Genomic DNA, 15,227 nt, shown 5'->3' on the forward strand with positions numbered 1-15,227 from the left:
AGCGCATTTCTTGAAACGGAGTAACACTTTATGACCGCACAGATTCTTGACGGCAAGGCAACCGCGAAGGCCATCAAGGCCGAACTGACCGAGCGTGTGGCAGTCCTTGCCGCGCGCGGCGTCACCCCGGGCTTGGGAACCATTTTGGTTGGATCGGACCCCGGATCGACCTGGTACGTCGGCGGCAAGCACAAGGACTGCGCCGAGGTTGGCATCAAGTCGATCCGCGTAGACCTCCCCGAGGACACCACGCAGGAGATCCTGCTGGCTAAGGTCCGCGAACTGAACGAGAACCCGGAATGCACCGGCTACATCGTCCAGCTGCCGCTGCCCAAGCACATTGACCAGGACGTCATCCTCGAGGCCATGGACCCGGCGAAGGATGCGGATGGACTGCACCCGATGAACCTCGGTCGTCTGGTGGCCAACGTGAACCGCCCGATGACCTCCCCGCTGCCCTGCACCCCCAAGGGGTGCGTGGAGCTGCTGGCCCGCCACGACATCGACCTGAACGGCAAGAACGTCTTGGTCGTCGGCCGTGGCGTGACCATCGGACGCCCGATCGGCCTGCTGCTGACCCGTCGCGACGTTAATGCGACAGTTACCCTGGCCCACACGGGCACCGCCGATTTGGCCAGCCACCTGGCGCAGGCAGACGTGGTCATCGCAGCTGCAGGACAGCCGCACATGATCAAGGCCAAGGACCTGAAGCCCGGCGCGATCGTATTGGACGTCGGTGTCTCACGTGTCAATGACGAAAACGGCAAGGCCGTTGTGACCGGTGACGTGGAGCCGGCAGCCTACGAGGTCGCCTCCTGGATTTCTCCGAACCCCGGTGGTGTGGGTCCGATGACTCGTGCCATGCTCTTGGCCAACGTGGTCGAGTCAGCCGAACGCGCGGCCGGAATCTAGGTACAGCACGGCAAACAACAACGGCTCGGGCGTTCGTTTCTCTGTAAAGGGGGAGGAATACCCGGGCCGTTGTGGTTTCTCAGCGCGCGACAGGTTTGCCCCGATAAGCTGCCGCATGAGCACGTTAAACGCTCCGATTCTTCGGCGACCCTTCTCGGTGCGTGTGCGCTGGGGCTGCGGACTACTGGTGTTCGCCGCCAGTTGCTATGCGATCTTCGGATGGCTGTTAAGTGGGTCGTTTCACGATGCGGCCGGCAACCAACTTCTCTTTTACGCTGGGTTTCATGAAGGCCACATCAGTGTGCTGTCCTTCGTGCTCGGCGGACTTGCTACGGGAGCACTAGTGCTGTTGTTACTTGGTCCGTATATCTGGCGACTAAATCTTCGCCATTGGGTGTTGGACCTAACCCTCATGCTTCTGGCAAGTCTGATCGGATTGGCCTTGCTGCTCGGTACGGGCAGTGGCCTGCCTCGTGGTTTTTCTGTCGGCCTTCGTGAATCCACTAGAACCGATCATCGCGGCAGACGGGCAGCGCGTGCTGATTGAGCGCAGTGGATACGATGGGTCACTTTTGTCTGTGTGGGTTCCCCACTGACGGTTCATGTTCGTTCAGGACCCGCAGAACGAGGATTTCGGGATCGATGCGGTGCGTCCCGAAGACTGGACCCTCAACACAGCCGCACAGCCGTGGGTCCTGAGCTGTGCGGGAACGGATCTGCTCCTTGACGAAGCGAGGACAGCGACTCTGCAGTCAGACGCGCGGCGACGTACTTCCAGCGAGGTAGACGGGACTACCACCGCGGCCGGATGATCCAAGAGGAGTTCAGCGAGTAGTCTCGTCTCATGATCAACCGACGCCGCCCTCCGCTGGCCATCCTGCCGGTCGTCGTGGCGATCATTCAGCTTGTCGGAACGCATTTTGCGGCACTACGCTTCGGCGAGCCACTGACGTGGTTCGCCGTGCTTCTTCTGCTGGCGGGGCCAGCACTGTTGCTCCTACGACGTCGCGCTCCTGGACCCATGGTTGCCGGAATCGCGCTGGTGAGCTTCGGCTACATCGCCGCTGGCTTCCCTTGGGGACCCTTCGCCTTGTGTCTTGCCATCGGGCTGATCGTCTCCGTTGTGGCAGGTGACCGGTGGTGGGCCTGGGGCAGTGCAGCCGCGGCGGCACTGGCGGGGTGGAGCGTGACGTTGCAGCAGGGTGAGGGCCGACGGTTCGTCTTTGTCCTGGTGTGGTTGGTTGTCGTCTTGTTAGTGGGGGAGCTGGCCCGGAGTTTTAGGATCAGGGGCGAGGAATTCCGTCGGGCCGCCCGGGAAAGAGCCGCGCACCAGCGCGACGAGGAACGCTTGGTCTTGGCCCGCGACATTCATGATGTTGTGGCACATTCGCTCTCGATGATTCACGTCCAGGCCTCCGTCGCGTTGCACCTAGATAGGAAAGATGCGGACGCAGCCGGCATGCGCGAAGCCTTGGAAAATATCAAGATCGGATCCAAAGAGGCTCTGGCCGAAGTGCGGGAGGTTCTTGCCGTGTTGCGTCAGGACGCACCCCGCGTTCCCAGTCAACGCCTCGAACAGCTCGAAGATCTCATCACCAGAGTGCGTGGAGCAAATTTCTTGATCACCTACACACCGCCCATCCTGCCACCCCCGGACTGGGTGGATGAACGCGTGGAGAACATCCTCTATCGGGTGGTTCAGGAGTCCCTCACCAATGTTGTACGCCATGCCCACGCCAACCATGTGGAGGTGAATGTCGACATCGATGAGGGGCAAGCGAGCATTCGGGTCTCCGATGACGGTATAGGCATAGGGCCGGGACGAGAGGGCAACGGGATCGGTGGCATGCGCGAACGTTTGGCGGCCAGAGGAGGATCATTGGTCATCACAAACGCGCGGCCAGCGGCGGCAGAAACCCCGGGCACACTCGTGTCGGTATGGCTTCCCGCCACCGAGATACCGCATGCCTGAAACCACGCCAGCTTTCGACCCAAGGCCAAGGAAAAACATGATCGGCATTCTCATCGTTGATGACCAGTCACTCATCAGGGCGGGATTTTCCGCATTACTGAGTGCCGAAGAGGACATGGTGGTTCTTGGCCAAGCATCCAACGGGCTGCAGGGATTAGCCCAGGCCCGAGCACTAAAGCCGGATGTTGTACTGCTGGATATTCGCATGCCGCAGGGCGATGGGATTACAGCGGCCGCGGCCATCACGGCTGAGCCGGGTCTTGAACATACGCGAGTCATTATGCTCACCACCTTTGAGCTAGAGGACTACATCCTTGATTCCATCCGCGCCGGAGCTTCGGGCTTTCTGGTTAAAGACACCGAGCCGGAGGAGCTGATTGCTGCCGTGCGCATCGTTGTCGCGGGGGATTCTTTGTTATCTCCCTCGGTGACTCGGAAGTTGCTCGCTCAGGTCGCTGCGACCAAACCGGCGCGGATGCCCACGCATGCGGCAGCCTTTGACGTCCTGACCGAGCGCGAGCGCGAGGTGCTCTTGCTAATTGGAGCGGGCAAAACCAACGCCGAGATCGCCGAGCAGCTGTTCATCACGCCGCTGACAGCAAAAACTCATGTTTCACGCATTATTGGAAAAATGGGGGTGCGTGACAGGACCGGGCTGGTGGTGATTGCTTACGAGAGCGGGCTCATCACACCCGGCGTGCAGCCCGGTGATACGGCGGCTGGGAAGCACGGGAACTAATTCCGGAGACAGGATCGGCTGCTCCTGCTGGAGTACCGAAGGCCTTCGCAGGTGTCTCCCACGGGCCGATGCGCCACCGGGTAACCTCGACGGATAGTGGAAATAAGAGGCAAACGCCTTGTAATCCACGATCTGCTCCATAAGGAGTTACCCACCATGACTACTGCAATTATTCCGGTCCTCACGGCGCTGCCTGCCCACGCTTGGGGAAATGGCAACGGACCGGGCTGGTTTGTCCTGTTCCCGTTCCTTTGGATCCTGCTCATCGGCTTTTTCATCTTCTTCAGTCGCCGCATGTTCTGGCGTCACCGGATGCAGGGCGATCCCATGAGCGCCGAAGGCGTACTGCGCGAGCGCTACGCACGCGGAGAAATCGACGAAACCGAGTACCGTCAACGCCTGGAGGTGCTGCGCATCGGCCGGAAATAGGGGCAACGGTACGCAGCAATTGGTGCCGATCCGATAACTTTCCGAGCTGGGGGATCGGCACCTTCAACTTAACAATCTGTTGACGTGACTCAGGTAACACATGCCATCTTGGCTATATGTCTTTGGTTTGACGCTCGATGAAATTGCACCGTCATCATGCGGAAATGACCATCTTTTCGGACGGTGAGTGAAAAATTCATACGTGGATCTGAATCCACTAAATGGTGGCATTTCGCAACGATCAGGCGATACACATGCATTGCACGTAAGCTCTGATACATAGGAACCGAGACTTTCAGTTCTTTCGACTGAAATTGTCGCCCTACTCGCTACGCGGGAGCCACCCTTGAGCAGTATGAGTTCCACTTTGTCCGCCTCGACTTCTGAACAACGCGTATCGCGTGGTTCCGCCGGGGCAAACAACTATCGTCATCTGAAAATCCGTGTCCGTGACGCGGGTCTGCTGGGTCGCCGTAAGGGCCACTACATCGGACTCATCAGCGTTTTGGTAGCACTGCTGGGCGGTGCAGTCACCGGATTTGTGTTGTTGGGGCACAGCTGGTTCCAGTTGCTGATTGCAGCGGCAATCGGCATTATCCTGACCCAGTTCGCGTTTCTGGCCCATGAGGCAGCCCACCGTCAAATTCTGACGTCGGGGCCGGCCAACGACAGGTTCGGCCGATTCTTGGCCAATTTCGTGGTTGGCATCAGCTACCAATGGTGGATGAACAAGCACAACAAACACCATGCCATGCCCAATACGGTAGGTAAGGATCCGGACATTGAATGGGACACCATTTCATTCCAAACCGAGGATGCTCAGAAGCAAAAGGGATTCCTCAAGTGGATCACTGAGCGTCAGGGTTACCTATTCTTCCCATTGTTGACCCTCGAGGGTTTCAACCTGCATATGCGTTCGATGATTTACCTGTTCACCGGTGACCGGGTTAAAGATCGTCGCCGTGAGATCATTTCCATCATGGTGCGCCTGACCCTCTATGTGGCTGCGATTTACATCTTCTTGCCCGTGGGTATCGCCTCGGCCTTCATTGGTGTTCAGCTTGCCGTCTTCGGCGTGTACATGGGCGCCTCGTTCGCACCGAACCACAAGGGCATGCCGATGATCCCCAAGGACTCGCGCATCGACTTCTTCTCGCGCCAGGTCCTGACCAGCCGAAACGTCATGGGTCGCACGCGCTTCGGCAACCGCGTACTCTCACACGTCTTCGGTGGTCTGAACTACCAGGTCGAGCACCACCTCTTCCCCTCGATGCCGCGCGCCAACCTCGCAGGTGTCGCAGAGATCGTGCGTGAATACTGCTTGGAGTTGAAGGTCCCTTACACGGTCACCTCGGTGACCCAGTCCTACGGCCAGGTCATCACCTACTTGAACAAGGTAGGGCTCTCCGCCCGCGACCCGTTCGACTGCCCTATGGTTTCTGAGTTCCGCCTCCACTAAGCGTGCGGAACACTTGGTCGCCTGAGGTTGAGTGAGTCTTCTCAGTACACGTAATGCACAAAGCCCGCGGCGCCAATCGGCGCCGCGGGCTTTGTTCTTTTCATGGTCAATATGTAAATGCGGTTTTGCGGCAATTTATGACGCCGAATTCATTGGTGGTCTATAGGCATGCGTATCCGGCCACCGCGATGCCTAGTTTTTTGTGAATGACCGAGGTGTCCCCTTGAAGAACAGGCTTTCATAAGGGGGGATCTGCTCAGCCGGGAGATCTTGAATGCAGTGCATTGTAGGGGTTCTAGTGGCCTTGTGTGCTAATAATGAAAAACTGAAGATGCATTGTTTTGTATTGGCACGCGTTTTGTTTGGTGAATTATGTAAGTCATACCTAAGCTATGTTGGTGGCCCACCCAAAACCTCCCGGGCCAACCGAATGTTTCACTCCAAAGAGAGTCCCCACACTCATGACAATTCGCAAAAATATGCTGGCTGGCCTGGCCATCGTTGCCACGGCCACCCTCGGCTTGACTGCATGCTCGTCCGGCGCTCCAACCTCGGACGCGTCGGACGATGCTGGGATCACCGTGTACAACGCCCAGCATGAAAGCCTGGCCCAGGAGTGGGTCGACGCCTTCACCGCTGAAACCGGCATCAAGGTCACCATCCGCAATGGCTCGGACACCGAAATGTCCAACCAGATCATCCAAGAAGGTGCCGCCTCACCGGCGGACGTCTTCTTGACCGAAAATTCTCCCGCAATGGCGCAGGTTGAGAATGCAGGTCTCTTCGCGGATGTGGACAAGGCAACCATCGCTCAGGTTCCGGCCGATTTCCGCCCCTCCACCGGCAAGTGGACGGGTATCGCTGCCCGGTCGACCGTCTTTGTCTATGACTCAAAGAAGATCAGCGCGGACCAGCTGCCGAAGTCCATGCTGGATCTGGCAAAGCCAGAGTGGAAGGGCAAATGGGCGGCCTCCCCGACCGGAGCTGACTTCCAGGCCATTGTTGCTGCATTGCTGGAGCTCAAGGGTGAAGCTGCCACGACCGAGTGGCTCGCCGGGATGAAGGAAAACTTCACCGCGTACAAGGGCAACTCCACTGCCATGAAAGCAGTGAACGCCGGCGAAATTGATGCCGCTCTGATCTACCACTACTACTACTATGGCGACCAGGCCCAGACCGGGGAAAACTCGAAGAACGTCACCCCGTACTACTTCAAGAACCAGGACCCTGGAGCCTTCGTTTCGGTTTCCGGCGGAGGTGTACTTAGCTCTTCGAAGCACGCCGAACAGGCTCAAGAATTCCTGAAGTTCGTGACCGGCAAGGCCGGCCAGGAAATCCTGAAAACGGGAACTTCTTTTGAATACCCGGTTGGTTCCAAGGTGGCCTCCAACGAGAAGTTGGTACCACTGAAGGAACTTCAAGCACCGACGGTTGATGCCGCCAAGCTGAATTCGGCTAAGGTCACCGAGCTGATGAACACGGCAGGACTTCTGTAACCAATATGAGCAAGACCAAGTTGGTTCCTAACGCTTTAAAGGAACCGAGTATGGCGGGCGGGGGCAAAATGCCCCGCCCGCCATTGGGCGTTTCGACGCTGGCACTTCTAGCGACCCTGATCGCTCTGTTCTCTCTTATCCCACTGGGCTACGTGGTCTATATGACGGTCGTGACAGGATGGGACACTGTCGTAGAACTTGTCATCCGCCCGCGTGTTGGTGAGCTGTTGCTGAACACTGTTTTGCTGATACTGGTTACCGTGCCGATGTGCCTCGTGTTGGGAGTCGGTGGGGCATGGTTGGTCGAGCGCACGAACTTGAGAGGACACCGTTGGTGGGCGCTAGCGCTTGCTGCGCCGCTGGCGATCCCGGCGTTTGTTAATAGCTATGGATGGGCCTCCGCCGTTCCTTCGCTTGCAGGTTTAGGCGCCGGAACCCTCATCGCCACGCTGTCTTATTTCCCGCTGGTATACATCCCTGTTGCAGCCACGCTCGGACGCTTAGATCCGGCCATTGAACAATCAGCAGCCTCGCTCGGGCTCGGACCATGGACCGTATTCTTCCGCGTGATTCTTCCGCAGCTGCGCATCGCCATGGCTGGAGGCTCGTTGCTCGTGGCCTTGCACTTGCTATCGGAATATGGCGCCTTTGCGATGATCCGGTTCGACACCTTCACTACGGCCATCATGGTGCAGTTCCAATCGGCCTTCAGCGGTGCCGCCGGCAACATGCTGGCCAGCGTGCTGGTATTGATGTGCATGGTGTTGCTACTCGCTGAGGCCAAAGTTCGCGGCAACGCACGGTATTCCCGAGTCGGGTTTGGGGCACAGGGACTTGCAACCCGACTGCGCCTGAGCTGGTATCAATTGCCGGCTCAGCTGGCCTTGTTGGCTCTCATTGTTTTGTCGGTAGGGGTTCCTCTGTATTCCGTAGCGCGGTGGACCATTGCCGGGGGAGCAGAGATCTGGGAACCGGACGAGTTCTTCCCGGCACTCTTCCAAAGCCTGGGTTACGGCTTGGGGGGTGCCTTGGTGACTTGTGTGGTGGCCTTCCCCATGGCCTTCATTGCTGTGCGTCACCCCAACTGGTTCAGCAGGCTCCTGGAGCTCTCCAACTACGTCACCAGTTCGATGCCGGGCATCGTCGTGGGTCTGGCCTTTGTTACCGTGGCGATCCGTCTGGTCCCCGGAATCTACCAAAGCTCCTACGTACTGCTTGCGGCCTACGTTCTACTCTTCCTCCCACGTGCGCTGGTGAATTTGCGGGCCGGGTTGTCCCAAGCGCCCATCGAACTTGAGGAAGCCGCTCGCTCACTGGGAAAGTCGCCCGCACGGGCCTTCTTCCGCGTCACTCTGCGACTGACCGCCCCCGCTGCGGCGGGTGGGGCGGCGCTTGTGTTCTTGGCCGTAGTTAATGAACTGACGGCGACCTTACTGTTGGCTCCCAACGGCACCCGCACCTTGGCCACAGCTTTTTGGGCTAAGAGTAGCGAAATCGATTATGCGGGGGCAGCTCCCTACGCCTTGTTGATGATCCTGATTTCCATCCCCATGACCTACTTGCTCTTCCAGCAGTCAAAGAAAGCGGCCGGACAGTGACCATCCCCGTACCGAAGGCCCACAAGATTCACGGACTCATGCCCTCCGTTAAATTCCTGCGCACCAGCAATCTGGTCAAGAGCTTCGGTTCCAAGGGCGTCCTTAAAGGTGTTGACCTCGCCCTGAGCGAGGGTGGAACCACCGCTATCGTCGGTCCCTCGGGTTCGGGCAAAACGACATTGCTGCGCTTGATCGCTGGATTCGAAAATCCCGATTCCGGGACCATCGAGCTAAATAACCGCATGGTGGCCGGAGATGCTTGGATTCCGGCACACAAACGGGAAATCGGTTACGTCGCTCAAGACGGGGCGCTATTCCCACACCTCAGTGTTGCTCAAAACGTTGCCTTCGGTCTGGGGCCGGCCTGGAAAATCGCTGGCCGAAAGGCCAATGCCCGCCGTGTGGCCGAATTATTGGACATGGTTTCCCTTGAATCGGACATGGGAGAGCGTCGTCCGCATGAGATTTCCGGTGGGCAGCAACAGCGCGTAGCTCTGGCTCGAGCCCTGGCTAGGAAGCCAAAATTGATGTTGCTGGATGAGCCGTTTTCTGCGTTGGATGCCGGGCTGCGCGTGGCTACACGCAAGGCGGTGGCAGATGTCCTGCACGCAGCGGAAATTACCACGATCCTGGTCACCCACGATCAGGGCGAGGCACTGTCCTTTGCTGACCAAGTCGCCGTCATGCGTGGTGGAACCCTGGCCCAGACTGGAACGCCCTTCGCCGTCTACACTCGGCCGGCAGACCTGGACACCGCGGAATTCTTGGGGGACGCCGTCATGCTTGACGCTCAGCTCCAAGGCTCACTAGCCACCTGTTCGCTCGGCGGCATTCCGGTGCGTCACGCCATGATTCAGGGGGCCGTGCGATTGATGCTGCGTCCCGAGCAGATCCGCATCGTGGCCGATGGGAACATCAAGGGAACCGTTGTTGACACCGTATTCTTTGGTCCAGAAACCACCGTTCGTATCAGGCTAGCCCCGGTTCCCTCAATTGCCGGTGGTGGGGAAATTATTACCATCCGCCATTGGAATGCCGCTATGGCACGTCCCGGAATGGAGCTCAGGCTACGGGTCGTGGGCGAGGGCGTGGTCTTCCCGGCCGAGTAGGAAAATCAATTTAACGACGTAGGGTCGGTGTTCCGTGAGGAAGACCGACCCTACGTCGTTAATACCCTGAGACCCGAATGGTTCGGGGCTCAGGGTAGTGTTTTGCTACTTGACCGAGGTTGACTGAACCGCGGGGGCAACTCGACGCTTGTCGAAGATAGTTGCCCCGACCTCCTGCTCGGCCTGGTTACTGATCGAGAGATCAATTCCCGCGCGGTCACGCAGCAAGGAGACCGCGGTCAAAGAGATGAGCGTCATGAACAACAGATAGACGGATACCGCGGTGGTGGTTCCGGTGGCTTGGACCAGTGCTGTGGCGATCATCGGGGCAAACGCTCCGCCGATGATCGCACCAAGAGCGTAGGAAATCGAGACGCCGGAGAAACGGACCGAAGCCGGGAACAGCTCGGAATACAGGGCCGCCTGCGGGCCGTAGGCCAAGCCTAGACCGACGGCGAAGAGCGCGAAGGCCAGATACAACATGGGCAGTGACGCGGTATTAACCAACCAGAACAGTGGGAAGACCACCAACGCCTGCGAAGTAAAACCGATCTGGTAGGTGCGCTTGCGACCAATTTTATCGGCCAGGTAGCCCGAGAGCAGGGTGAATAAGAACCACATAGTTGCGGCAAAGACCACGGCCACCAGGACGTCGGTCCGCTCGAACCCGATGGGACCCTCCGGGTTGGTGGTGTAGGCCTGCAGGAAGCCGCCGGTGGTCATGTAGCCCGCGGCATTATTGCCGGCGAATACCAAAGCAGCAATGATGACCAGTAGCCAGTGCTTGCGGAAGAGCTCAACGATCGGGACCTTGGTCTGCTGCTTCTTGGCGGCGATTTCCTCGAAGATCGGCGATTCTTCCACGGCGCGACGCACCATGTAGCCGACGGCGATCAGCACGATGCTCAGCAGGAACGGTACGCGCCAGCCCCAGGCCATGAACTCTTCGCCGGGGGAGATAACTCCCGTCATCAGTGCCATTACACCCGAAGCCAGAAGCATGCCCAGCGGGACACCGAGCTGCGGGAAGGCGCCAGCACGTCCGCGACGGTCCTTCGGAGCATGCTCAACAGCCATGAGGACCGCGCCGCCCCATTCGCCGCCAGCGGAGATTCCCTGCAAGATGCGCAACAGCAGCAGCATGATCGGGGCGATGACCCCGGCCGTGGCGTAGGTGGGCAAGACTCCAATGAGCGTGGTTGCCGCACCCATCATGATCAGCGTGATCACCAGCATGGCACGGCGGCCAATCTTGTCCCCGTAATGCCCGGCCAGGAATGCGCCAAGAGGCCGGAAGAGGAAGGAAATACCCACTGAAGCGAAGGCCAGCAAGAGACCAATCTGTGCGCCGGCGGGCTTAAAGAACAGCTCGGCGAAGATCAGGCCAGCGGCGGTGGCGTAAATGAAGAAGTCGTACCACTCAATGGTGGTGCCGATGATCGTGGCAAACGCCACCCGGCGCGAGTTGGCTCGCTGGGCTGGTGTCTGGCTCTGGGCAATGCTCATGGTGCTCCTCTTTGAGCGGACTGCTCGGACTGTAAGGACCTGCTCACGTTAGCCAGATCACTAACCAGTGTCACAGACCACATAGATTGAGTAAACTTCAAATAGGTGTACAACATTTTTGATTGGACTGAAGAATGGCACGATTCTCCCTGCGCCAGCTTGAACTGCTGGCCGAACTCCCACGGCATTCAACCCTTGGGTCAGCGGCCGCGGAACTAAACATCTCCGAATCCGCACTGTCCCAAGCGATCACCTCCGTCGAAAGGATCGCCGGAGAACAGCTATGTGTGCGCCGCAAAGCGCACGGAGTACGGATGACCCCGGCGGGACAGTACTTCGCTGCCAAGGCGGCACGCATCGTGGCCGACGCCGACGAGCTGGGAGATTCCTTTCCCCGCTCAGATGGTTCGTTGCGAGGTCCGGTGTCGATGGGCTGCTTCGCGTCCTTCGCCAGCCACGTGGTGCCCTCGATTCTCGAAGGCTTTCGCGCCGTCCAGCCGGGGATTGATGTCAGCGTGAGTGTTGGCACCCACGATGATCTGCTTCCGGCCCTTGATAGTGGGGAACTGGACTTCGCCCTGGTCTACGATCTTTTGCTGCCCAGTGGTTTCACCAAACACACGCTCTATCAGACGAAGCTCGAGGTGGTGTTGCACCCCGAGCACCCGCTTGCTGCCCAAGCCTCCATTACGCTGGCCGAACTGGAGAGCGAACCATTGGTGAACTATGAATCCGAACCCAGTACCGAAAACACCCGCAGACTTTTTGCCGAGGCCGAGCTGAATCCCACTATTGCCTATTCGCTGCCACAGGTGGTGCTGGTCAACGCCATGATTGGTCGTGGGTTGGGCTACGGGCTGCTCTATGCTCGGCCCAACAATCCACCGCACACCCTGGACGGACTTCCCGTGGCCATTAGGCAACTCACGCCACCGAACAGTCCCACCTCGGTGGTGGCGATCTGGCCGCGGACCTCCACGCTCGGGCCGCGGGCAGCGGCGTTGCTGGAACACGGAAAATTGGCGATGGATGCTGCCTGGAGCCGCAACTAAATACCCGCGACTCACGAGGGGACCGGAATCAGTGTCTTGGCCAGAGCCTTAAGGCTAAATGAGGGGTGGGTCAAGGTGGCTGGATCCACGGAAATGTTCTGTCCCACGAGCTTGCGGGCAGCGATGTGATCGGCGGGCGAGTTCACCGACTCCACGGCCGCCAACGCTCCGTTGCGCAGCAGCGCGATGGAGAATTTGCCACTGCTGGGATCGCCTAGGATCACCGGTTCATCCGTCGGCTCCGAAATCCCGGCGATTTGCAGCCGTAGTGCCCCTTGGGTGCTCCAGAACCACGGGAGTTGAGCGTAACTGCTGTTCTCACCCATGATGCTGCGGGCCGCATGGCGTCCCTGATCGGTGGCGTTCTGCACCGATTCAAGCCGGGTCCTTGTACCGGTGTGCACATTGGGGAACGAGGCGCAGTCACCAACGGCCAACACTCCTGGAACCGAAGTACGAAGCGCTGCGTCCACCAAGACCCCGTTGTCCGTGGCCACCCCGGCCGCCTGCGGCACCTCGGTGCGTGGAAGAACTCCCACGCCATAGAGGACAAGATCCGCCGGATACCGACGGCCGGTGGTGGAGATGACCACCAGCCCCGCCTCATCACGTTCAATGGAGGTTACCCCCTCGTTCAAACGCAGATCGATTCCATCGGTACGGTGCCGCTCGGCGAACCACTGGGAGGCCGTCGCCGAGAGGGCCCTGCCCATGGGGCGGGAAGCAAATTCCAGCACCGTTACCTCGAGCCCGCGGGCGTGGGCGGCGGCGGCAAACTCTAGGCCAATAAAGCCGGCCCCGATGACAACAACCCTTTGAGCCGTTGCGAGTGCGCGCTGCAGGTTCTGCGCATCACGCAGTGTACGCAGAGCATGGACACCTTCGAGGGTGGCGCCCGGGCAGGACAGTGGCCGGTTCGCCGCCCCGGTGGCAAAGACTAGATGGGTGTAGTCCAGTACGGTGCCGCCATCAAGGCTCACCTTGCGTGCATCTGTGTCCACCGCGACGGCGCGGCCGGAGTGCAAAGTGATGTTCTTGGATTCAAAGAAGTCGGGTCCGCGCAGCGGCAGCGCGGTACCCTCGGCGGCAGTGCTCAAGTAGTCCTTGGACAGTGGAGGTCGCTGGTAGGGATCGGCAGATTCGTCATTAAGAACGGTGACGGCTCCGGGGTAGCCCTCGGCTCGCAGGGAATCGGCTACCTGGATTCCGGCCTGCCCGGCACCAATGATGACCGTGTGCTCAGCGCGTTTGGCGTCCATGGTGATTACACCTGATCCGCGGGGACATCTACAACGATATTCATCAAAGCTGGGGACATCTTGATCTGGCAGCCCAGGCGAGATGAATCGGTGCGCTCGGCGGTGGTGCAATCGAGCATCTCGTCCTCGTCGTCGCTGAGCTCGAGTAGCTGATCGGTGAACTCCGGGCGAACGTAGACATGACAGGTGGCGCACATGGCCTGGCCGCCGCATTCGCCGACAATTCCGTCCACGGAGTTGGTGACTGCTGCGCGCATGAGGGAGGTACCTTCGGCGACGGTGATTTCGGTGGTTGCACCGCTGGACTGGGCAAAGGTGATGGTGGGCATGAGGAACAACGCTCCTGAAGTAGGGGGAGAAATTCGAGTGGGAAGAATGGCTGGGCGTGGAGGGACGGACTATCCCCAGGTCACGGGCATTTTGGTCAGACCGCGGAAGACCCAACCGGCGTCGATGCTTTGGCTGGAGGGGTCGAGGCGAAGGTCGGGGATTCGCTCAAAGAGCGCTGGCATGGCGATCTGGGCGACCTGTGCCCGGGCGATCCACGTGCCGGCGCAGAAGTGCACTCCGCCGCCAAAACCAAGATGTGGCTTCTTGGGACGGAAAATGTTGAACGATTCCGGATCCTCGAAGATCCTGGGATCCCGGTTCGCCGCACCCAACACCACGCCTAGCCGGGAGCCCTTGGGAAGATGCACTCCCTCGAGCACCACATCCGCGGTGGTTTCGCGGGGGTACATGCCGATGGGTGCTACCCAGCGCACCGACTCTTCGAAGGCCACAGCATGCAGCTTGGGGTCGCTCTTGACGGCGGCCAGTTGCTCGGGGTGATTCAGTAGTGCCCAGACGGTGGTGGCCAGCACGTCGCGTGGCTCGTTCAGCCCACCGCCGATGGTCATCTTCAGGTTGGCTCGGATCGCCTCTAGGGGGATAGGTAAGGAAGCGAGGCCCGAGAGCAATGAATGGTCAGGGTTAGCAGCTAGGTAGGGGAGCATCTCGTCGATGGCCGCGTCGACCTCTGCCGATGCGGCGGCGGACTTGGCCCAGACCTCGGGGTCATCGGCGTAGTTTCCCGTTCCATCGATCATGCTCTGGCTCCAGCGCTGCAGGTCCTCTTGCGTTGCGTTGTGGAAACCGCAAATCAGTCGCAGGTTCTCCGCCGTGTATGGAGCCGCGTAGTCCCAGACGAAGTCGGCTCCTGGTCCCTTGGCGATCAGGGCGTCCAAGGATTTGGCGTGGTTGGACGCGAAGATCTGGTTCCAGTGCTTTTTGATGGTGCCAGGGCGCAGCGTCGAACCGTAGGAGTCGCGATCCACCTGATGTTTTGGATTGTCCTTGCGCAGCATCGAATGACCCATGGCACGTTTCATCAGCGAATTGTTTTCATCGGCAGAGAACCGTGCTTCATCCTGCTCGATCTCGTGGCAGGCAGCGTAGGAGGTCACCATGTACCTATTCACCGCAGGAACCCAGTGCACGGGCGATTCGGCACGCATTCGCTGGTAGAGGGGGAAAGGATCGTTGTAAAGGTCAGGGATGGTCACCCAATCGGCCACGGGTGCTTCGGCAAAGGTACCGGGTGACGTGGAAGTAGGCGGGACCGCTACCGGTTCAGCTGGTGGATCCGTTTCCGCTGGGCCAGTGGCACCGGAGAAGGGGCAAACGCCGGTCGGGGCATTGGGTGTACTCATGGTGA

Annotated in this window: 14 protein-coding genes; 10 read left to right on the forward strand and 4 right to left on the reverse strand. The window is 59.4% G+C overall.

Annotation, left to right across the window (positions count from 1 at the left end; all coding sequences use genetic code 11):
• Positions 1-30: 30 nt before the first annotated feature.
• From KUF55_RS03520 to KUF55_RS03560, 9 genes are all read left to right on the forward strand, one after another.
• Positions 31-912, forward strand: a complete 882-nt coding sequence (locus tag KUF55_RS03520) for a bifunctional methylenetetrahydrofolate dehydrogenase/methenyltetrahydrofolate cyclohydrolase (protein ID WP_132362095.1) — start codon at positions 31-33, stop codon at positions 910-912.
• A 115-nt stretch (positions 913-1,027) separates the two neighbouring features.
• The gene (locus KUF55_RS03525) at positions 1,028-1,459 is read left to right on the forward strand and encodes a hypothetical protein (RefSeq protein WP_218818016.1); all 432 of its coding nucleotides are present in this window, start codon (positions 1,028-1,030) and stop codon (positions 1,457-1,459) included.
• A gap of 297 nt (positions 1,460-1,756) precedes the next feature.
• Positions 1,757-2,884, forward strand: a complete 1,128-nt coding sequence (locus tag KUF55_RS03530) for a sensor histidine kinase (protein ID WP_218818017.1) — start codon at positions 1,757-1,759, stop codon at positions 2,882-2,884.
• A gap of 37 nt (positions 2,885-2,921) precedes the next feature.
• A complete protein-coding gene (locus KUF55_RS03535; protein WP_168152188.1) occupies positions 2,922-3,623 on the forward strand; it encodes a response regulator transcription factor in 702 nt (233 codons plus the stop codon).
• A gap of 156 nt (positions 3,624-3,779) precedes the next feature.
• The gene (locus KUF55_RS03540; RefSeq protein ID WP_168152189.1) at positions 3,780-4,052 is read left to right on the forward strand and encodes an SHOCT domain-containing protein; all 273 of its coding nucleotides are present in this window, start codon (positions 3,780-3,782) and stop codon (positions 4,050-4,052) included.
• Positions 4,053-4,407: 355 nt separating this feature from the next.
• Entirely contained in the window at positions 4,408-5,511 is a 1,104-nt protein-coding gene (locus KUF55_RS03545) for a fatty acid desaturase (protein ID WP_370630980.1), read from the forward strand.
• A 461-nt stretch (positions 5,512-5,972) separates the two neighbouring features.
• Positions 5,973-7,007, forward strand: coding sequence for an iron ABC transporter substrate-binding protein (locus KUF55_RS03550; protein ID WP_168152191.1), 1,035 nt, complete (start codon positions 5,973-5,975; stop codon positions 7,005-7,007).
• Positions 7,008-7,057: 50 nt separating this feature from the next.
• Positions 7,058-8,605 (forward strand): iron ABC transporter permease, encoded by a 1,548-nt coding sequence (locus KUF55_RS03555; protein WP_210149628.1) that lies wholly within the window; start codon positions 7,058-7,060, stop codon positions 8,603-8,605.
• 38 nt (positions 8,606-8,643) lie between these two features.
• Positions 8,644-9,714: an ABC transporter ATP-binding protein gene (locus tag KUF55_RS03560; protein WP_218818682.1), complete on the forward strand. Its 1,071-nt coding sequence runs from the start codon at positions 8,644-8,646 to the stop codon at positions 9,712-9,714.
• A gap of 105 nt (positions 9,715-9,819) precedes the next feature.
• Here KUF55_RS03560 and KUF55_RS03565 read toward each other — a convergent pair whose 3' ends face one another.
• Positions 9,820-11,220, reverse strand: a complete 1,401-nt coding sequence (locus KUF55_RS03565) for an MFS transporter (protein ID WP_168152192.1) — start codon at positions 11,218-11,220, stop codon at positions 9,820-9,822.
• 134 nt (positions 11,221-11,354) lie between these two features.
• Here KUF55_RS03565 and KUF55_RS03570 point away from each other — a divergent pair, with 134 nt between their 5' ends.
• The gene (locus KUF55_RS03570) at positions 11,355-12,272 is read left to right on the forward strand and encodes a LysR family transcriptional regulator (protein ID WP_218818018.1); all 918 of its coding nucleotides are present in this window, start codon (positions 11,355-11,357) and stop codon (positions 12,270-12,272) included.
• Positions 12,273-12,283: 11 nt separating this feature from the next.
• Here KUF55_RS03570 and KUF55_RS03575 read toward each other — a convergent pair whose 3' ends face one another.
• The 3 genes from KUF55_RS03575 to KUF55_RS03585 form a co-directional block, all read right to left on the reverse strand.
• The gene (locus KUF55_RS03575) at positions 12,284-13,531 is read right to left on the reverse strand and encodes an NAD(P)/FAD-dependent oxidoreductase (protein ID WP_218818019.1); all 1,248 of its coding nucleotides are present in this window, start codon (positions 13,529-13,531) and stop codon (positions 12,284-12,286) included.
• Positions 13,532-13,536: 5 nt separating this feature from the next.
• Positions 13,537-13,860, reverse strand: coding sequence for a 2Fe-2S iron-sulfur cluster-binding protein (locus KUF55_RS03580; protein WP_218818020.1), 324 nt, complete (start codon positions 13,858-13,860; stop codon positions 13,537-13,539).
• A 69-nt stretch (positions 13,861-13,929) separates the two neighbouring features.
• Positions 13,930-15,222 (reverse strand): cytochrome P450, encoded by a 1,293-nt coding sequence (locus KUF55_RS03585; protein ID WP_218818021.1) that lies wholly within the window; start codon positions 15,220-15,222, stop codon positions 13,930-13,932.
• Positions 15,223-15,227 lie beyond the last annotated feature (5 nt).

The sequence above is a fragment of the Paeniglutamicibacter sp. Y32M11 genome, assembly GCF_019285735.1.
GTDB lineage: Bacteria > Actinomycetota > Actinomycetes > Actinomycetales > Micrococcaceae > Paeniglutamicibacter.